19 protein-coding genes are annotated in these 19121 nt (G+C 71.7%); 6 read left to right on the top strand and 13 right to left on the bottom strand.

What is annotated here, in order from left to right; all coding sequences use genetic code 11:
- Positions 1-52 precede the first annotated feature (52 nt).
- The gene (locus tag NCI01_RS15660; RefSeq protein WP_254182433.1) at positions 53-358 is read left to right on the top strand and encodes a winged helix-turn-helix transcriptional regulator; all 306 of its coding nucleotides are present in this window, start codon (positions 53-55) and stop codon (positions 356-358) included.
- Between the two features lie 36 nt (positions 359-394).
- Here the strand turns inward: NCI01_RS15660 and NCI01_RS15655 are convergent, their stop codons facing one another.
- Positions 395-985, bottom strand: coding sequence for a TetR/AcrR family transcriptional regulator (locus tag NCI01_RS15655; protein ID WP_254182432.1), 591 nt, complete (start codon positions 983-985; stop codon positions 395-397).
- A 151-nt stretch (positions 986-1136) separates the two neighbouring features.
- On the opposite strand from NCI01_RS15655, the gene NCI01_RS15650 reads away from it, so the two are divergent.
- Positions 1137-1595 (top strand): nuclear transport factor 2 family protein, encoded by a 459-nt coding sequence (locus NCI01_RS15650; RefSeq protein ID WP_254182431.1) that lies wholly within the window; start codon positions 1137-1139, stop codon positions 1593-1595.
- A gap of 302 nt (positions 1596-1897) precedes the next feature.
- On the opposite strand, the gene NCI01_RS15645 is transcribed toward NCI01_RS15650, so the two are convergent.
- From NCI01_RS15645 to NCI01_RS15610, 8 genes are all read right to left on the bottom strand, one after another.
- Positions 1898-2599: an FAD-binding oxidoreductase gene (locus NCI01_RS15645; protein ID WP_254182430.1), complete on the bottom strand. Its 702-nt coding sequence runs from the start codon at positions 2597-2599 to the stop codon at positions 1898-1900.
- A 1-nt stretch (position 2600) separates the two neighbouring features.
- A complete protein-coding gene (locus NCI01_RS15640) occupies positions 2601-3212 on the bottom strand; it encodes a sulfite oxidase-like oxidoreductase (RefSeq protein WP_254182429.1) in 612 nt (203 codons plus the stop codon).
- Between the two features lie 26 nt (positions 3213-3238).
- A complete protein-coding gene (locus tag NCI01_RS15635; RefSeq protein WP_254182428.1) occupies positions 3239-3895 on the bottom strand; it encodes a Type 1 glutamine amidotransferase-like domain-containing protein in 657 nt (218 codons plus the stop codon).
- Between the two features lie 75 nt (positions 3896-3970).
- Positions 3971-4930, bottom strand: coding sequence for an ABC transporter permease (locus NCI01_RS15630; RefSeq protein WP_302182091.1), 960 nt, complete (start codon positions 4928-4930; stop codon positions 3971-3973).
- A gap of 6 nt (positions 4931-4936) precedes the next feature.
- Complete coding sequence (locus tag NCI01_RS15625) at positions 4937-5893, bottom strand: ABC transporter permease (RefSeq protein WP_254182426.1); 957 nt, start codon at positions 5891-5893, stop codon at positions 4937-4939.
- Complete coding sequence (locus NCI01_RS15620; protein WP_254182425.1) at positions 5890-6969, bottom strand: ABC transporter ATP-binding protein; 1080 nt, start codon at positions 6967-6969, stop codon at positions 5890-5892. The genes NCI01_RS15625 and NCI01_RS15620 overlap by 4 nt, the downstream gene beginning before the upstream one ends.
- The gene (locus NCI01_RS15615; protein WP_254182424.1) at positions 6966-8012 is read right to left on the bottom strand and encodes an ABC transporter ATP-binding protein; all 1047 of its coding nucleotides are present in this window, start codon (positions 8010-8012) and stop codon (positions 6966-6968) included. Before NCI01_RS15615 ends, NCI01_RS15620 begins: the two co-directional genes overlap by 4 nt.
- 4 nt (positions 8013-8016) lie before the next feature.
- On the bottom strand, positions 8017-9819 hold the full coding sequence (locus NCI01_RS15610; protein ID WP_254182423.1) for an ABC transporter substrate-binding protein: 1803 nt from the start codon (positions 9817-9819) through the stop codon (positions 8017-8019).
- Positions 9820-10018: 199 nt separating this feature from the next.
- Between NCI01_RS15610 and NCI01_RS15605 the strand changes: the two genes are divergently transcribed.
- From NCI01_RS15605 to NCI01_RS15595, 3 genes are read left to right on the top strand one after another with little or no spacing between them, the layout of a single operon-like run.
- Complete coding sequence (locus tag NCI01_RS15605; protein WP_254182422.1) at positions 10019-10702, top strand: response regulator; 684 nt, start codon at positions 10019-10021, stop codon at positions 10700-10702.
- A gap of 10 nt (positions 10703-10712) precedes the next feature.
- Positions 10713-12110 (top strand): HAMP domain-containing sensor histidine kinase, encoded by a 1398-nt coding sequence (locus NCI01_RS15600; protein WP_254182421.1) that lies wholly within the window; start codon positions 10713-10715, stop codon positions 12108-12110.
- Positions 12107-12718 carry a hypothetical protein gene (locus NCI01_RS15595; RefSeq protein WP_254182420.1) on the top strand — a complete coding sequence of 204 codons (612 nt, stop codon included), beginning with the start codon at positions 12107-12109 and terminating at the stop codon, positions 12716-12718. The genes NCI01_RS15600 and NCI01_RS15595 overlap by 4 nt, the downstream gene beginning before the upstream one ends.
- 50 nt (positions 12719-12768) lie before the next feature.
- On the opposite strand, the gene NCI01_RS15590 is transcribed toward NCI01_RS15595, so the two are convergent.
- Positions 12769-14013: an MFS transporter gene (locus NCI01_RS15590; RefSeq protein ID WP_254182419.1), complete on the bottom strand. Its 1245-nt coding sequence runs from the start codon at positions 14011-14013 to the stop codon at positions 12769-12771.
- Between the two features lie 86 nt (positions 14014-14099).
- Between NCI01_RS15590 and NCI01_RS15585 the strand changes: the two genes are divergently transcribed.
- Complete coding sequence (locus tag NCI01_RS15585; RefSeq protein ID WP_254182496.1) at positions 14100-14969, top strand: LysR family transcriptional regulator; 870 nt, start codon at positions 14100-14102, stop codon at positions 14967-14969.
- A gap of 10 nt (positions 14970-14979) precedes the next feature.
- On the opposite strand, the gene NCI01_RS15580 is transcribed toward NCI01_RS15585, so the two are convergent.
- The 3 genes from NCI01_RS15580 to NCI01_RS15570 all read right to left on the bottom strand — a co-directional run bounded on the left by NCI01_RS15580 (position 14980) and on the right by NCI01_RS15570 (position 19021).
- Positions 14980-15207: a hypothetical protein gene (locus NCI01_RS15580; RefSeq protein WP_254182418.1), complete on the bottom strand. Its 228-nt coding sequence runs from the start codon at positions 15205-15207 to the stop codon at positions 14980-14982.
- A 178-nt stretch (positions 15208-15385) separates the two neighbouring features.
- Positions 15386-16966, bottom strand: coding sequence for a dolichyl-phosphate-mannose--protein mannosyltransferase (locus NCI01_RS15575; RefSeq protein WP_254182417.1), 1581 nt, complete (start codon positions 16964-16966; stop codon positions 15386-15388).
- A gap of 609 nt (positions 16967-17575) precedes the next feature.
- Positions 17576-19021 (bottom strand): PhoX family protein, encoded by a 1446-nt coding sequence (locus NCI01_RS15570; protein WP_254182416.1) that lies wholly within the window; start codon positions 19019-19021, stop codon positions 17576-17578.
- Positions 19022-19121: the final 100 nt, after the last annotated feature.

Raw genomic sequence — 19121 nt, 5'->3', positions numbered from 1 at the left:
GCACGGACGAACCCGTCGCCACGTCGACGACGAAGAACTCGGCGGTGGCCAGGTGCTCGACAAGTGGTCGGTGCTCGTCCTCGAGGAGCTGTGTGACAGGCCGCGCAGGTTCAACCAGCTGCGGCGCCTTATCCCCGTGACGCAGAAGTCGCTGACCGCCACGCTCCGTCGTCTCGAGCGGAACGGGATCGTCGAGCGTGTCGTCATCAGTGACCGGCCGGTCGCGATCGAGTACCGCATCACCCCACTGGGCAAGACCCTGCGCGACCCGATCGACGCCATCCTCCGGTGGAGTGACGAGCATCTCGGCGAGGTCGAGCAGGCGCAGGCACGCTTCGACGTCCGAGCAGAACGCTGAGCGTCGACGTCCGGCCTGGGACTGGTGGGCGCCCGCTCACTCGCCTCGAGTGTCGGCCTCGTGCGCCGCGACCAGGTCGACCCTCTCGACCAGTCGGTGCACGTCGGGTGGCTCGGTGCCGAACAGCAGGCTTGCGCACAACGGAGCGATGACGAGCTCGAAGACCTCCTCGGACGTGGGCACCGTCTCACCCCGGTGCGCCGCGCGGTCGAGCATGTCCTGGAGATCGTCGAACCGGCGCGACAGGGCTGGCGGTAGAGAGCGCCCGTCGTCGAGCTGCACCGAGACGAGCGTACGCAGGAGCAGCACCCCCTCCGGGCCCGCGAGGTCCTCAGCGGCCTGGCGCGCGTACTCCCGCAGGTCGTTCGCGTAGTCGCCCGTGTCCGGCACCGGCGAGCGCGCGGTCAGCCGTTCACTCACGACGTCGAGCAGGACGCCGTCCAGGCTGCCCCACCTGCGGTAGAGGGTGCCGAGGTGGACGCCCGACCGCTCGGCGATCCGCGCCATGGTGATCTCGCCCAGCGGGTGCTCGGACTGGAGCGCCTCCACGGCTGCGTGGACGTCGGCGCGAACGCGGGCGGAACGGCCGCCCGGGCGCCGGGCTCGAGGCAGCCCCGGATCCGTCATCTGCCCACTCTAACGCGAAGGAGATCTCGATTGCGCGGCCGCACTTTTAGTGCTATCGCGAACAGTTTCGCGTTTGGAGCCGATGTCGTGTTAGTGTTCCAGCGTAAGGCGAAGAGACTCGCATTAAGCGGGCGAACGAGAGGACACAGTCATGACAGACACGACCACCGACCCGGTGCGGGACGCAGCGCGCCAGACCTTCCGCAACCACCTCGAGTACCTGTCGTCGGGCAGGATCCCCGAGTGGGTGGAGCTGTTCGCCGACGACGGCGTGCTCGAGTTCCCCTACGGCCCCGAGGGGTTCCCGAAGGCGGTGGCCGGGAAGGCCGAGCTGTTCGACTACATGCAGAACTTCCCGAAGCACTTCAAGGTGCAGTTCACCGACCTCGTCTTCCACGAGACCGTTGACCCGTCGCTGGTCATCGCCGAATTCTCGAGCGTCGGCACCGCCCTGACCACTGGCCGGCCCTACAACCAGACCTATATCTCGGTTGTGGAGACGATCGACGGGAAGATCACCCGCTACGTGGACTTCTGGAACCCGCAGGTCGCAGCCGACTCGTTGCGCGGCGGGGCGGACGGCGTCTTCGCCACCATCGCGAACGACTGAGGCCCTTGGGCCGGCCGCCCCGGTCGGGGCGGCCGGTTCCTGTGCCGGGGCCCGCTCGGAAGCGGAAGATGCAACCTACTCTGTATTGAGAAGGACGGAGCACGCCCCCGGAACTGACTTCTGGCACGTTCACCCTCAACAATTACGGCAGTTTCCGGGCGGACGCCAGCGCCGCCATCATCAACCAGGCAGGCGCGGTTGAGGTCCTTCGCAATGAGAAGGTCAGGGGTTCGAATCCCCTCAGCTCCACCAGCACACGAACCGCCCGCCACCGGGGAGACCTGGTGGCGGGCGGTTCTGCGTCAGTCGCCCGTGGGCCCGAAGCGCTCGACCCGGATCGCCCCGGCGTCGAGGCCGCACGCGAGCAGCAGCTCCTCGGCGTACGACGCGAAGCGGGCCGAGCCGCAGACGTAGCCGAGGTCGACGCCCTCGAGCAGCGGCGTGAGCTCCTCGGCGGTGAAGGGCCCGGCCGGCCGGCCGTCGACGTCGTCGCGGGTGAAGGCGAACGTCGCGCCGTAGCGCTCGAGCTCGGCGGCGTAGGCGAGCTCGTCGCGGGTGCGGCCCATCGCGGCGACGCGCAACAGGTCGGTGCGACCGAGCCGGCGAGCGGTGCGGGCCATGGCCACCGCGGGCACGACCCCGGTGCCGCCGACGAGGCACAGCACCCGGCTCCTGGTGTCCCAGACGAACCAGCGGCCGATCGGTCCGCGCAGCTCGAGGACGTCGCCCACCTCGGCGACGTCGGCGAGGAACTCCGACACCTCGCCGTCGGGCTGGCGCTCGATGAGCAGCTCGAGGAGCGGGTCGTCGCTGTCGGAGGCCAGGGAGTAGGAGCGCTGCGCGGTGTAGCCGTCGGGAGCACGCAGCCTGAGGATGTAGTGCTGCCCGGGCAGGTGGTGGGGCCGGTCGTCGACGTGCAGCCGCAGCCGCACGGTCGAGGCGGTCGGCTGGTCCTTCTCGATGATGCGGCCGTCGCTCCAGGCCGCCATGGGTGCCGGCGCCACGTCAGTCGTCGCCCTGGTAGCGCTGCTCGCGCCACGGGTCGCCGCGGTCGTGGTAGCCGTTCTGCTCCCAGAAGCCCGGCCGGTCCTCGGTCATCAGCTCGAGGCGCGAGACCCACTTCGCAGACTTCCAGAAGTAGAGGTGCGGCACCAGCAGGCGCAGCGGCCCGCCGTGCTGGCGGGGGAGCGGCTTGCCGTCGACGCTCCACACCACCCACGCCTTGCCCCCGGTGACGTCGGCCAGCGGCAGGTTGGTCGTGTAGCCGGTGACCGAGTGGGCGAGGACGAAGGCGGCCTCGGACGTCGGCCGGGCGACCTCGAGCAGGTCGTCGACGCTGACGCCGCTGAAGGTCATGTCGAACTTCGACCACGTCGTGACGCAGTGGATGTCACCGAAGAAGGTCGAGCCCGGGAAGGCGTGCAGCTGCTGCCAGGACCACGTGTGCGGCGACTCGACGAGGCCGTCGACGCTGAACGTCCACGACTCCGCGGGCTGCTGCGGGGTGGCCTCGGCGCTCAGCACCGGCCACGACGCCCCGGTGTCGTACTGGCCCGGTGGGAGCCGGCCGCGCTCCGGCTCGGGACGGCGGCGGTGGAACCCTCGCGTGACAGGCATGTGAGCAGTCTGCCGTGCGGCGGCGCCTAGGCGTAGTGCCTCCACTCACCCTCCGAGACGACCTCGACCCGGTCGCCGTCGACCAGGACCGCGGACTGCTCGTCGAGGGCGTACGCCGGGTTGCCGAGGCCGGCCGCCCACTGCTCCGCCACCGCCAGGGTGTTGCCCGGGAACAGGCCGACGTGCGGGAAGATCGAGAAGTCCACGAGGCCGAGCGTCCGGTCGCCCTCCTCGGGCCGCCACTCGACGAACAGGTCGCCGATGCGCGGGGTCAGCACCATGCTGCCGGCGCTCACGCCGACCCACACGGTGTCGGTGAGCCCGGGCAGCAGGTCGGCGAGTCCCGACTCGGCCAGCCAGTGGGCGAGGTACGTCGCCTCGCCGCCGTCGACGAGCAGCACGTCGGCCTCGCGCACCCACGGCACCCAGCGGTCGGGGTCGATCGTCGGGAGGGCGGTCAGCTCCAGCACGCCGACCGACCGCCAGCCGAGGCCGGTCATCGTCGGCGGCGTGCGGTCGGTGACGAAGCTGCGCAGCGATTCCGGGCCGCACATCGGGTGCCCCCACTGGGCCGTCGGGATGCCGAGCGCGGTCGCGTCCTCGACCGGCTTGCCGAGCAGGTCGACGAGCGCCGACCGGATGCTGTCGTTGGTCACGCCGCCGGAGGTGAGCAGGAGCTTCATCCCGGCATCGTCGCAGGCTCCGGCGACGACGCGTCGGACCACGGGCGCCACCCGGCCGCTGCGCGCCCGCGTGGCTCAGGAGATCCGCACGCGAGGATCGAGCACGGCGTAGGCGAGGTCGACCAGGATGTTGGCGACCACCACCGCGGTCGAGGCGAACAGGACGATCCCGATGATCACGGGGAGGTCCTGCTGGGTGATCGCAATGATGGCGGTCTGCCCCAGGCCCGGGAGGCTGAAGACGGTCTCGGTGACCAGGACGCCGCCGACGAGCTGGCCCAGGTCGATGCCGAACTGGGTCACGATGGGCGTGAGGGCGCTGCGCAGGGCGTGCCGGTAGGTGACGCGACGCTCGGAGATGCCCTTGGAGCGGGCGGTCCTGATGTAGTCCTCGCTGAGCACGTCGAGCATCGACCCGCGGGTGAGCCGGGTGTAGGCGGCCGCCGACACCAGCGCCAAGGTCGCCCAGGGCAGGAGCAGGTGGTTGACCCACGGTCCGACACCCTCGCTGAGGGGGGCGTACCCACCGGGTGGGAACCAGGCGTAGCCGGCCTGGGTGAGCTTGAAGTAGAGGAAGTAGAGCAGCACGAGGCCCAGCAGGAACGACGGCATCGAGTAGAAGAACAGCGCGAAGGCGGTCAGGGACCGGTCTGCGAGCGATCGCGGGTGCGTGGCCGAGATGACACCGTTGGTGATGCCCAGAACCAGCCAGATCACCGCCGCTCCCACCGCCAGCGAGAGGGTCACGGGCACGGCCTGGGCGATGATCGTGGTGACGGGCACCTGGTGGTAGTAGTCGTAGCCGAGGTCGCCTTGCAGCGCGTCACCGACGAAGCTGGCGTACTGCTTCCACAGCGGCTCGTCGAGGCCGAGGCGTTCGTTGATCGCCGCGATGGTCTCCGGTGTGGCCTGGCGTCCACCCAGGGTGCGCGCGACGTTGCTCGGCACCACGTAGAACAGCGCGAACACCGACATGCTGATCAGCCACAGGACGACGAGCCCGGTCAGGGTCCGCACGATGAGGAACCTCACCATCCCCGCTCACCTCCCGATCAGCCGGTCGACGCGCGGATCGAGCGCGTCACGCACGCCGTCCCCGAACAGGTTGAACGCCAAGGTGGTGATCAGGAGGGCGCTACCGGGGAAGGCGATGAACCACCACGCGGTCCGGTAGTAGCGCTGCGCGGTGCTGATCATCCCGCCCCAGTCAGCGGTCGGCGCCTCCACTCCGAGCCCGAGGAAGGAGAGCGTCGCCTGGGCCACGATCACCACCGGCACCAGCAGGGTCGTGTAGACGATGATCGGCGCCATCACGTTGGGCAGCACGTCGATGAACATGATGCGGAGGTCCCCGGCACCCAGTGAGCGCGCGGCCTCGACGTACTCCCGCTCCTTGACCGAGAGCACCTGCCCACGCACGATGCGCGCCATCGAGGCCCAGCTGAAGAAGCCGATCACCACGATCGTCACCAGCAGGCTCGGACCTGTGATGGACACCAGCGCGACGGCCACCAGCAGGAACGGGATCGAGAGGACGACGTCGATCAGCCGGGCGAGGACCATGTCGACCAGGCCCCCGAAGAAGCCGGCGGCAAGGCCGACGACGACCCCGACGACCACCGTCAGCATGGTCGCCAGCACGCCGACGCCGAGCGAGACGCGAGCGCCGTACGCGACCCGCACCAGCACGTCGCGGCCCAGGTCGTCGGTGCCGAACCAGAAGGTCGAGCTCGGGCCGACGGGCAGGCCGTCAGGGGTCAGGCCGGTCTCGCGGTACTGCACGTTGGGCGGGTGCCCGGTCAGCCAGGCGAAGAAGGGCGCGAAGATCGCGACCAGCACCAGCAGGCCGATCACCACCAGGGACCAGATGGCCACCTTGTCCTTCTTCAGCCGGAGCCAGGCCAGCCGCCACGGACCCCGTCCCTCGATGGTGCGAGGTACGTGCCCGGTCGTCGCGATGTCGCTCATCGTCGGGGCGCTCATGATCGGGTCACTCATGGCTCTCCCTCCTCGGGAGCAGGGATACCGAGGCCGGGTACGGCGCTGGTGAGGCTCTCGCCGTGCGCGAGGGGGTGCCAGCACGCGGTCGTGTGGTCCACCGGGTCGCCGTCCACCGGCTCGAGCGGGGGCTGCTGCTCGTGGCAGTCCGCGCGGGCCCTGGGGCACCGAGGGTGGAAGTGACACCCGCTCGGTGGGTCGACGGCCGAGGGCAGGTCGCCGCTGAGGACGACGTGCTCGCGGCTGTCGGCGACGTCCGGGTCGGGCGTGGGCAGCGCCGACAGGAGCGCCTTCGTGTAGGGGTGCCGGGCACCGTCGAAGATGTCCTCCACCGTTCCCTGCTCGACCACCCTGCCGAGGTACATCACCGCGATGCGGTTGCTGACGTGGCGCACGACCGACAGGTCGTGGGTGATGAAGAGGTAGGTGAGCCCCAGCTCGTCCTGCAGGTCGATGAGCAGGTTCAGCACCTGCGCCTGGATCGACACGTCGAGCGCGGAGACGGGCTCGTCGCAGATGATCATGCGAGGACGGAGTGCCAGCGCGCGGGCCACCCCGATGCGCTGCCGCTGGCCACCGGAGAAGTCGGCGGGGAAACGGTTGTAGTGCTCCGGGTTGAGCCCGACCAGCTCCATGAGCTCCTGGACCCGGGCCTTGCGGGCCGCGCCCTTCTCCAGGTCGTGGATGGCGAAGGCGTCGCCGATGATCGAGCCGACCCGCCGTCGCGGGTTCAAGGAGCCGTACGGGTCCTGGAAGATCACCTGGATGTCCCGCCGCAGCGGCCGCATCTCGCGGCGGGAGAGGTGCGTGACGTCCCGGCCGTCGAACCACACCTCGCCCGCCGTGACGTCGTACAACCGGGCCAGGCAGCGCGCCAGGGTCGACTTGCCGCAGCCGGTCTCGCCGACCAGGCCGACTGTCTCCCCGGGGAACACCTCCAGGTCCACCCGGTCGACGGCGTGCAGCACCTCGGTCGCGCGCCCTGTCAGGCTGGTCCCACCGGCCGGGAACTCCTTGGAGACCGCCCGGGCCTCCAGGAGCGGTGTCGCCGTCGATCCGGCGGTGGACGCGGTCACGAGGCGGCCCCCTCGGCCGTCTCGCCGGCCGCAGCGGTCTCGGCGCGGAGGCGGTCCCGGATCGCGGTGCGCGCCACCAGGTCGGCGGGGAGCCAGCACGCGGACCAGTGGTGGACGTCGCCGAAGACGCGGGCGAGCGGAGGCTCCGACACCCAGCAACGGTCGAAGGCGTAGGGGCAGCGCGGGGCGAACGAGCACCCGGGCGGGAGATCGATCACGCTGGGTGGTGTGCCGGCGATGGGGGTCAGCCGGCGCCGGCCGGCCCCCACGGCGGGCAGCGAGTCGAAGAGCCCCTCCGTGTAGGGGTTGTGGTGGTGGTAGAAGGTCTCGCGTCGTGGTGCGTGCTCCATCACCACCCCTGCGTGCATGACCACCACGTCGTCCGCCACCTCGGCGACCACCCCGAGGTCGTGCGTGATGAGCACGATGGCGGTGCCGAACTCGCGCTGCAGGCGCGTCATCACCGCCAGCACCTGCGCCTGCACGGTGACGTCGAGCGCCGTCGTCGGCTCGTCGGCGACGAGGAGGTCGGGGTTGAGCGCCATCGCCATCGCGATCATGACCCGCTGGCGCATGCCGCCGGAGAACTGGTGCGGGTAGTCGTCGAGGCGTTCCTCAGGGTGCGGGATGCCGACCAGTCCCAGCAGCTCGGCGGCCCGGGTCCGCGCCTGCTGCCGGGTCATGCTGCTGTCGTGGGCCTGGATCATCTCCCTGATCTGCCAGCCGATCCGGTAGAGCGGGTGCAGGCTGGAGAGCGGGTCCTGGAAGATCATCCCGATCCGCTTCCCGCGGATCCCTCGCAGCTCGTCGGGCTGGGCGGTGAGCAGGTCCACCCCGTCGAAGAACGCGTTGCCGGTGACCGTCGCGCCACGGGTCAGTCCGACGATCGTCTGGGTGCACACGCTCTTGCCGGACCCGGACTCCCCGACGATGCCGAGCGTGTGGCTGCGGTCGAGGTCGAAGCTGACCCCGCGAACCGCCTCCACGATGCCGTCGTCGGTCGAGAACGAGACGCGCAGGTCCTGGACCTCCAGCAGGCGCACGGGATCAGCCGCCCTGCATGTCCGGGGACAGCCAGACGTTGGCGGGGTCGAAGTTCTGGATGGCGGGCAGGTAGATCGCGTTGTTGACCTGGGTGGCGTGGTAGTTCGGGTTGAGCGGCGACGTGATGGGGAAGAACGGTGCGTCCTCCATCACCTGCTGGTCGGCCTTCGCCCACAGGGAGGCGGCGGTGGACTCGTCGGGCGCCGCCGAGGCCTGGTCGATCAGCTTGTTGGTCGCCGGGTTCTCGTAGAAGCCGAAGTTGCTGCCGACGGGCGGGAACGACGGCTCGCCGGAGAACAGCGGGCCGAAGAACGACAGCGCCGCGTTGCCGTACCAGTCCGGACCCCAGCCCGACAGCGAGAGGTCCCACACCCCGCTGCGCGCGGCAGTGGGCTCCTGCAGGTACTTGGTGTAGAAGTCCGCGTCGGGCGACGGGACGCCCTCGACCTTGACGCCGGCGTCGGACAGGTCCTGCTGGACGGTCTGGAACGCCTTCGTGCTGCCCTCGGAGGAGCTGCGGTAGAGGAACTTCAGGGTGAGCCCGTCGGCATGGCCGGCCTCGGCCAGCAGGGACTTGGCCTTGGCGACGTCGTAGGGGTAGGGGTCGAAGTCCTCGGAGCCGACGATGCCGGGAGGCAGCACGTGGGTGAGCGGCGGGTTGACCTTCGGACCGCCGTAGACCTGGATGATGTTGTCCCGGTTGAGGGCGTGCTCCAGGGCCTGCCGCACCTCGGTCTTCCCCAGGGCGCCCCCGTTGTTGGGGGAGACGGTGTTGAACACGATGTAGGGGTTGGTCGAGGCCGTCTCGCCGAGGTTGAGGTTGGGATCGTTCGCCGAGATGAGGCCCGGCAGCTGGGACGGTGGCGGGAAGGTCCCGAACTCCATGTCGGCGCTCGCGTTGCCGGTCTGGAGCTGCTGCTGCACCGATTCCTGGCTGACCGTCTCGTTGACCACCACCTTGTCGACGTACGCCTTCCGGATCGGGTCGGAGTCGGCCGTCCATGCCGGGTTGCGGGTGAAGACGATCTCCTTGGTCGGGTTCCAGGACTCGATCTGGTAGGGACCGTCGGAGACCTGGTGCTGCCCGAGGTCCTGGCTCCCGGGCAGGTAGTCGAGGACCTCCTCCGGCGCGGGGGAGAAGGCCGGCAGGGTGAGCATGTCGACGAAGAACGACGCCGGCTGCGTGAGGGTGAAGACGACGGTGCTGTCGTCCTTGGCCACCACCCCGGGGAGGTCGGTGTCGTCGATGTAGGCGGCGATCGCCTTCGGGGTCTGGTCGACCTTCGAGAAGCCGTCGCAGAAGTCCTGGTAGCCCTCGATCAGCGTGGCGAAGTCGGGGATGCCGCCGAACGGCTGCACGGGGTTGCACGTGCGTTCGACCCCCCTCACCATGTCGGCAGCGGTGACCGGCCGGGCCGGGTCGGTGTTCCACTGCGCGCCCGAACGGAGCTTGATCGTGTAGGTGGTGCCGTCCTTGCTGATGCCGCCGTTGTCGGCGGTCGGGATCTCCTCGGCCAGGTCGGGTGCGGCGGTCGTGGTCTGGCCCTGGACGGCGGGGTAGGTGAACAGCTGGCGGCTCCACAGGCGCAAGGCGCTGTAGCCCACGCTGTAGTAGGAGACGTTGGGGTCCATGTAGTCGACGTCGCCGGTGCCCAGCATGTTGAGCACGCCGCCCGCGCTCGGCTCTCCCGAGCTCCCGCCTCCCCCGGAGTCCGAGGACCCGCCCGAGCCGCCACAGGCGGCGACCACGAGCAGGGCGGCGCTGGCGAGCGCCAGGGCGGGCAGGCGACGGACGGTGGGCTTCATGGGTCCTCCAACCAGAGCGAGGTCGATCTGGCCCCCGAGCACCAGTGCCTCCATTGGAGACGGCCGCCGGGCCCCTTTCCATGCCTGCGCCCCGGATGTCACGGGTTCGTCACAGGACTGCCACGTCGGCGGGCGGTCGTGGCGCAATCGTGACGTTCGTGACCGTTGCGTCACACAGCCGCGGAGAGACACTGGAGAGGTGGCGCGCACGGTGCTCTTGATCGAGGACGACCCGCGGGTGAGGCGGTCGCTGCACCTCGCGCTCCAGGACGAGGGGTACGAGGTGGGGGAGGCGGCGAGCGGGGCTGCGGGCCTGCACCAGCTGCGCGCGCAGGCGCCGGACGTCGTCCTGCTCGACCTCATGCTGCCCGACACCGACGGGTTCGCGGTCTGCCGGGAGGTGCGCCGGTGGACCGACGTCCCGGTGATCATCGTCTCCGCGCGCACCGACAGCCACGACGTCGTCGCGGGCCTGGAGGCCGGGGCCGACGACTACGTCACCAAGCCCCTCGTCGCCAAGGAGCTGTCCGCGCGAATCCGGGCGCTCATGCGGCGCGCCCACCAGCCCCAGGCGACGGATCCGCGGACCCTCGACCTCGGCGACATCTCGGTCGGGGTCGACAGCGGCGTGGTGACGGTCGGCGGCGTGGAGGTCGACCTCACCCGCACCGAGTTCCGCCTGCTGGTGGAGCTGTGCCGCAACGAGGGACAGGTGGTGAGCCGGGAGGACCTGCTCGAGCGCGTGTGGGGCTACGGCTACCTCGGTGACGGTCGGATCGTCGACGTGCACGTCCACCGGCTGCGGGTGAAGGTCGAGGCGGACCCCGCCAACCCCCACCACGTCGTCACCGCTCGCGGACTGGGATACCGCGCGGTCCCGTGAGCGTGTCGCGATGCGCCGGTTGCTTCCCCGACGGCTGGGCCTGCGGGACCGCGTGGCGCTCGGCTTCGGGCTGATGTCGCTGGTCCTCGCGACCGTCCTGGCCGGGGCGGCCTGGCTGCTCGTCTCGGCCTACCTCACCGCGCAGCAGGAGGAGGCGGCGCTCGCCCAGGCCACCGACCACGCGCTGACCATCAGGGCGGGCGTACGGGCCGGCCAGGACGTCGCCACCCTGGTCGACCGCCTCCACTACCCGGAGGACGGCGCGGCCCTCCTGGTCCTCGACGGCGAGCGCTACCGCGGCACCACGACGACCGACGCCACCTTCCCGCAGGACCTGGTGCGCCGGACGGAGTCCGCGGGCGGTGCCCCCGTCCACGAGACGAGCCACGGTGGCACCTACCTCGCCGTGGGCATCCCGATGGGTGAGGGGGACGTCTTCCTCGAGCTCTTCCCCCGGGCCGACCTGGTCCGCACCCTGCGCGCGCTGTGGCTGAGCCTCCTGGTCAGCGCCGTGGCCACCACGTTGCTCGGGATGGTGGCGGGGCGCGTCGTGGCGCGGCGCCTGATCCGGCCGGTGGAGGAGGTGACCGCCGCTGCCGCCGCGATCGCGCAGGGTGACCTCGACGCACGGCTCGACCCGGGTGCCGACACCGACCTCGCCGAGCTGGCGGCGTCGTTCAACCAGACCGCCCGATCGCTCCAGAACCGGGTGCGCGCCGACGCCCGGTTCGCCGGGGACGTCAGCCACGAGCTGCGCACCCCGCTGACCACCATGGTCAACGCGATGGAGTCGCTGAAGCACCGACGCCGCCTCCTGCCGGCCGCGGCCCGCGAGCCCCTCGACCTGCTCGACCACGAGCTCGAGCGGTTCCGCCAGCTGGTCATCGACCTGCTGGAGATCTCGCGCGCCGACAGCGGCGACGAGGAGGTGGCCGAGCCCGTCCGCGTCCCCGACCTCGTACGACGCGCCGCCGACGCCGCCGCCGGCCGTCCGGTGACCTTCGTGGAGCCGGACGCGGAGCACCTCGAGGTCGAGGCGGACCGCAGGCGCCTCGCGCAGGTGGTGACCAACCTGGTGACCAACGCGGAGCTGCACGGTGGCGGGTGCACCAGCGTGCGCGTCGAGGCCGCGGGACGTGACGTCCTGCTGGTGGTGGACGACGCCGGGCCGGGGGTGCCCGTCGGCAGCCGGCAACGGATCTTCGAGCGCTTCACCCGCGGACCCGAGCGGGAGGAGGGCGGCTTCGGTCTGGGGCTGGCCATCGCGGCGCGTCACGTCGCCTGGCACCGGGGCACCATCTCCGTGGCCGACGCCCCGGAGGGAGGGGCACGCTTCGTGGTGCGGCTGCCGATCTCGAGCGGTGCGGTCGCGCCCGCCACTGCTCCGACGACTAACGTCGGAGCGTGAGCGACTACCAGCGCATCCTCGTCGTCAGCACGCAGGCCGACGCGGCCGACGTCGCGCGGGTGCGGGCCGGGATCGGGTCGTCGGCGGTCGTCATCACCGCCCCGACGGCCGACGGCAAGCGCGTCGTGCAGGAGCTCGGGCACACCGCCCACCCGGAGGTCCTGCTGGCGCCGGTGCGCTTCCCCGACGTGGACCGCGGGCACCGGCTCGACGAGGTTGTCCGCCGCCACGCGGTGGCCGACCGCTTCCGCGACGTCGTCGTCGTCGCCGACCCCGCCACGATCACCCTCCTGCTGCGGGTGCTGGCTCCCGACCAGCTGCCCGCGTCGGGCCCCGTCACCGAGGTGGGGCTGCCCCGCGGCCCACGGCCCGTGCCGCTCGGCAGGGCGGCCGCGGCCGGCGTCGCCCTCGCCCTGCTGGTCGGCCTGCTCTCGGGGGCGCTGCCGGTGTGGGTCCTGCCCGCGCTCGCCGCGGCGGCCGGGGTGGTGCTCCTCGCGCTGCCGGGGCGTCGCTGGCTCGGGCAGTCGCTGCTCATCGCGGTCGTGGTGTCGCTGGGGGTGTCGCTGCTGGCGATCGCCGGGTCGGCGAGGTTCCCCGGCGCCTGGTGAGCGGGCACTGGTGGGCAGGCCCTGTTGAGCGGGCCCTGTGAGCAGGCCGGTCAGCCGCCCGGCGGCACGAGCGCCGGCGTACGACGCAGCACGACGACCATCGCGCAGACGGTGAGCAGGAGCGCCGAGGCGAGCGCGACGACCCCCGGCCAGCCCGCCCGGCTCCAGGCCGCGCTGCCGAGGTTGCCGAACACCGACGCCCCGACGTAGTAGGCGAAGAGGTAGAACGCCGCCGCCTGCCCGGTGCGCACGCCCGCGAGGTGGGCGCGCGCGGTGACCCACCCGCTCGCCAGGCCGTGGATGCAGAAGAAGCCCACGGTGAGGGCGGCCATCCCGACCACGACGACCGGGAGGGCGCCGGCGAGCGTCAGCCACACGCCCACCAGCGCCAGGGCGCACCCGGCGGGGATGGTGGCGCGGCGACCGATGCGGTCGGCGATGCGGCCGGACGCGGCCGAGCTGACGGAGCCGAGGGCGTAGACGAGGTAGACCAGGCTGATCGTGCCCACGGAGAGGCCGTAGGGCGCCGAGCTGAGCCGGAAGCCGAGGGCGTTGAACACCGCGACCATCGTGCCGATCCCGCAGGCCCCCAGGACGTAGAGCGCCACGAGCGCCCGGTCGCGCACGGCCGCGCGGGCGCCCCCGAGCACCGACCGCAGGTCGGCCGGGCGACGGACGAAGTGGCGCGACGCGGGCAGCAGCCAGGCGACGAGCACGGCGCACACGAGCGCGGCGAGCGCGGCCGCGGCAAGGCCCCACCGCCAGCCCGCGGCGTCGGCGACCGGTGCGGTCACCACGCGGCCCGCCATGCCGCCCAGGGCGGTGCCGGAGATGTAGAGGCCGAACGCGCGGCCGTGGGCGGAGGGGTGCAGCTCCTCGCGGAGGTAGGCCGTCGCGACGGCCGGCAGCCCGGCCAGGGTGACCCCCTGCAGCATCCGGAGGCCGAGGAGCGCCTCCCACGACGGAGCGAGCGCGGACAGGACGCCCACGACGGCCGCCGACCACAGCGCGAGGTGGATGAGGGGCGTACGACCCACCGCCTCCGACACCGGTCCGGCGACGAGCAGGGCGACGGCCAGGGTCGCGGTCGTCAGCGACATCGCGAGCGTCGCGCGGGTGGGGGAGACGTCGAAGGCCTCGACCAGCTCGGGCAGCAGCGCCTGGACGTCGTAGAGCAGCACGAACGTCGCCATCCCCGCGGCGAACACCGCCACCATGACCCGGCGGTAGCCGGCGGTGCCCGGACGGTAGGGCGCGTGACCGGCGTCGGCGGGCGAGAGCTGGGCGGCGGGCATCGGTCGATGGTGCGCCGGGAACGCTCGATACGTCCAATGTGAGGTCAGAGCCCGAGCCATGCGTCGCGCGTATGATGCTGCAGGTGATGCTCCGCGACCTGGCCTGGCTCGTCCAGCTCGGCGAGACCGGTCACGTCACCGAGGCGGCTGTGGCGCTCGGCACCAGCCAGCCGACCCTGTCGCGCTCGCTCGCGCGCGTCGAGGCGGAGCTCGGCGTGCGCGTCTTCGAGCGGACGTCGAGCGGGGTGGAGGTCACCCCGGACGGCCGGGTGGTCCTCGACGCCGCCCGCGACATCGTCGTACGCCACGAGCAGCTGGGCGCCGACCTGGCCAACCGGCTCGACCCGGACACCGGCACCGTCCGGCTCGCCTTCCTGGACTCGATGGCCACCACGCTCGTGCCCAAGCTCCTGCGTGCCTTCCACGCCGAGGCGCCCGGGGTGAAGGTGGCGCTGAGCCAGGAGCCCGCCCACGACATCCGCAGCGACCTCGACCGCGGGGCCGTCGAGCTCGGCCTCACCATGGACCGGGCCGCCGACCTCGGCTGGCTGGCGGTGCAGCGCGAGCGGCTCGTCGTGGTCGTGCCGCCCACCCACCGCTTCCGCGACCGCTCACGCGTCGACCTCGCCGACCTGGCCGAGGACGAGCTGGTCACCACCCCGCCGGGCTTCGGCCACAGCGCGCTGGTGCAGGCGCTGCTCGCCGAGGCGGGGGTGAGCCCGCGCGTGTCCTTCGAGAGCGCGGACCTGGCCACGATCGAGGGCCTCGTGGCCGCCGGGCTCGGCGTCGCGATCGTGCCGGAGGCGTTCGCCGGGCAGTCGGGGTCGGTGGGTCTGGCGCTGTCCTCGCCCTCGGCGACGCGCACGATCGGCCTCACCTGGCGCACGGACCGGCCGCTGGCGCCGCCGGCCGAGCGGTTCGTGTCGTTCGTCCGAAGCCGCTCGTGGGCCGGCTGAGGGCGGGTGCTCAGCCCTTGCGCGGGCCGAACAGCAGGCCGCGGCGGGCCGACTTGCGGGGCTGCGGGACGGCCGGTGCGGGCCACCACTCGAGGCTCGCGTAGCCGGCGCGGTTGAAGCCCTCGCGGTAGACGAAGTTGTCGCCGCACGAGCACACCCAGCGCTCACCCACCTCGTGGTCGTCGCCGGTCGGTGCCCCCTCGGTCTGCAAGCAGACGTGGATCATCGTCGAGTCCATCAACGCTCCCTCCCGTGGCGTCGGGCCCTGGCACAAACCCCCGTGTGCGCCGGGCCTGACCCATCGTCGCGGGGCCGTGCCACGAAGAGAAAGGGCGGCGGGCGACCTCCGGACCATCTTGAGAAAACCTCGGTCGTTCGTGCCGGGTTCGCCCCGACCGGTCCACCCCCGTGGGTGGTCAGATCCAGCGCTGGAACCAGATGCGGGCGTCCCACTCCGACTTGGTCAGCAGGACGTCGGTCCAGATCGGCCAGAACCACGCGAAGGCGATGAGGGCGAGCACGGTGTAGCTGCCGGCGACGACCACGCCGAAGGTGCGCCGCGGTGTCGGCACGTCGGAGGTGCCGATCAGGTGGCCCATCGCCAGCACGACCGACAGCACCAGGAACGGCAGCGAGGTGATGGCGTAGAAGAAGAAGATCGGCCGGTCGTCGTAGGCGAACCAGGGCAGCCACGTGCTGGCGAGCCCCGCGACCGCGACGCCGTGGCGCCAGTCGCGCGCGCCGATCCACAGCAGCAGCGAGGCGACCATCGCCAGGCAGCCACCCCACCAGATGACCGGGTTGCCGAGGAGCAGGACCTGCCGGATGCAGGTGGAGCCGGCCGGGGCGTCGCACGACTGCGACCCCGGCTGGATGTCGGTCTGGGCGTCGACCCCGACCGGGCGGCCGATGACCAGCCACGTGGCGGGCTTGGAGGCGTAGATATGTGTCGAGTCGTCGAGGAAGTGGCTGTGGAAGGTGTAGACGTCCTGGTGGTAGGACCACAGCGACCGCAGGGACTGGGTGACCTCCCCGAGGCCGTCGGCGTCGGGCTCGCCGGCGGTCGGCCACGGGTCGTCCCCGCCGTACGACGTGTACTGGGTGTTGCTGAACGCCTCCTCGTAGACGTCGGCGTGCACCAGCCACCCCGTCCACGACGCGACGTACGTCGCCAGCGCGACGCCCACCAGCGCGACGAACGCCGGGACGCCGTCGAGGACCACCGAGCGGAGGAGCGGACGGCGCTGACCGAAGGCGCGCCGGGCGCCGGCACTCCACAGCCAGGCGAGCAGGCCGAAGACGGCCAGCGCGTAGACCGCCGACCACTTGGTGCCGCACGCGAGGCCGAAGGACACGCCGCCGGCGACCAGCCACGGCCGCCACCAGAGGAGCAGGCGTCGCCCGTCGCCGGCGGCCAGGCGGTCGCGCAGCCACTGCCGGTCGGCGACCACGCAGTGCACGCCGCAGAGGGTGAAGAACGCCAGGAAGATGTCGAGCAGTGCGAGCCGCGACAGCACGAGCTGCAGGCCGTCGAGGGAGAGCAGGAGGCCCGCCAGGAGCCCGAGAACCGTCGAGCCGGTGACGCGCCGGGCGAAGCGGCACATCAGCAGGACCATCAGCGCGCCCACCACCGCCGACGCCGTGCGCCAGCCGGTGGGGTCCATCCCGAAGAGCTCGATGCCACCGGCGATCACCCACTTGCCGACCTCGGGGTGCACGATCATCGACGGGCCGTCCTGGAACAGCCCCGTGACGTCGCCGTTGAGGATCGTCTTGTCGGCGTCCTCGACGTACTGCCGTACGTAGCCGTGGTTGAGCAGCGACCACGCGTCCTTGGCGTAGTAGGTCTCGTCGAAGGAGAACGCGTGCGGCGTGCCGAGGTGCCAGCGGCGCAGGAAGAACGCCAGCGCGGCCAGGCAGAGGGCGCCGGCCCACCCGACGAGCGGGTCCTCCGACCGCCAGCGCGGACGATTCCGCTCGGTGGCTGTCGGGTTCACGCGGGCACTCTAGAGGGTGGCGGGGCATGCGCCGGGCCGGCCGACGTCGGCGGGTGCCGCTCGGGTGGCGGCAGATCGCAGATGGGGCGGGCGTCTGCGTGGGATGTGCCGCCACCTTGGGCGGGCTGGGTTGGAGGGGTGGCGGCAGATCGCAGATGAGGCGGGGGTCTGCGTGCGATGTGCCGCCACCTTGGGCGGCTGGGGCCGAGGGGTGGCGGCAGATCGCAGATGAGGCGGGTGTCTGCGTGCGATGTGCCGCCACCCTGGACGGCAGGCTGGAGGGGTGGCGGCAGATCGCAGATGGGGCGGGTGTCTGCGTGCGATGTGCCGCCACCTTGGGCGGGCTGGGGCCGAGGGGTGGCGGCAGATCGCAGATGGGGCGGGTGTCTGCGTGCGATGTGCCGCCACCTTGGGCGGGCTGGGGCTGGAGGGGTGGCGGCAGATCGCAGATGGAGCGGGGGTCTGCGTGCGATGTGCCGCCACCTTGGGCGGGCTGGGCTGGAGGGGTGGCGGCAGATCGCAGATGAGGCGGGGGTCTGCGTGCGATGTGCCGCCACCCTGGACGGCAGGCTGGAGGGGCAGGCGGGAGGGGCTGGTGAGCCGGCCTCCTCACACGCCGATCGAGGCCCAGTCCCCCCAGATCGCGAAGGTGAGCCCGCGGCTCGCCTGGATGTTGACGAAGAGGGTGTGCCCGTCGGGACTGAACGTCGACCCGGCGAACTCGTCACCCTCGCGGCCCGCCATCGCGTTGCGCGCGATGGAGAAGAGGTCGCCCTCGGTGGTCAGGCCGCGCAGGTAGTTGCTCTGGTCGTGGTCCTCGCACAGGACGAGGGTGCCGCGCGGGCTGGTGGTCACGTTGTCGGGGAAGTCGAGCACCTCGCGGCTCTCCGACTGGTAGACGCAGCGCAGGGTCTGCGTGCGGGTGTCGTAGCCCCACACCTGGCCCCAGCCGCGGCCGTAGCCGTTGACGTTGTCCGGGCCCGTCATCGCCGCACCGCCGCCCTGGGTCGCGGTGAAGTAGACGACGCCGTCGTGGAAGACCTGGCCCTCGCAGCGCGAGAAGTGCGCCGCGCCCTTGGCCCGGCCCTGGTCGCCGACGAAGTTGATGGCGGTGTCGTTGCTGGTCGGCGCCGGCTCGCCCGGCGTGTAGTCGAACTCGAAGTCCGGCTCGTCGATGTCGACCCACTCCACGTCGTGCACGGTGGTCGTGTCCTGGTGCGCCTCGAGGTGCGCCTGCGGGCGGCCGACGACGGCGAGCATCTGCAGCTGCCCGTTGTGGTCGAGGTTGCGGTGCCGGTCACGCCGCTCGCGGGGCACGTAGCGGTAGAACCCGGACGGGAAGGCGAAGTTGTCCTCGGTCAGGTAGAGCACGCCCTCGGCCGGGTCGTACGACACCGCCTCGTGCGCGAATCGTCCGGCCTTGCGCAGCGGCCGCGCGTCGGCGACGCCACCGGCCGGCACCTCGAAGACGTAGCCGTGCCGCTTCTGCAGCGGCACGTTGGACACCCCGGTGAAGTCCGCCCCGACGTCGGGGCCGTTGACGGTCTCCTCGCAGGTCACCCAGGCGCCCCACGGCATCTGGCCGCCGCTGCAGTTCATCATCGTGCCGCTGAGGCTCGTGTAGGCGTCCTGCACCTCGCCGTACTTCGTCACCTGGATCGTCGTCGTGCCGGCGCCGCCGCGCTTGTCGTAGGGCTTGGTCGGGCCGAACGCCGGCTGCGGGTTGTTGACCTCGTGGTTGCGGACCAGCAGGACAGACCCGCCTGGACCGGCGAACGCCCCCATCCCGTCGTGCCGGCCGGGCAGCCGGGTGCCGTCTCGCAGCGTGACCGGCGTGCTGGTGTCGTGGAACGAGCGGTAGGAGAAGCCGGCCGGCAGCTCGAGTCGTACGACGCCGTCGCGGGCGTCGGGGACCGGGACGAGCGTGCCGACGGCGGCACCGGCGAGGGCGCCCGTGCGCGACAGCGCGGACGCGTTGGCGAAACCGGCGAACGGACCGGCGGCGAGGGCGCCACCGAGGGCTCCGGTGATGGCGGTGCGGCGGTTGAGCTGCATGCGTGTGACCTCCGAGGGCAGCGAACGGTTGGCGGGATCTCGACACGCTAGGCGCGAGGAGCCGCCAGTGGAACCCCTCAATGGGGCATCTACGGTTGCT

This window comes from Nocardioides pinisoli (assembly GCF_024199985.1).
Classification (GTDB): domain Bacteria; phylum Actinomycetota; class Actinomycetes; order Propionibacteriales; family Nocardioidaceae; genus Nocardioides; species Nocardioides pinisoli.
This window is presented reverse-complemented; position numbering and strand designations above follow the sequence as displayed.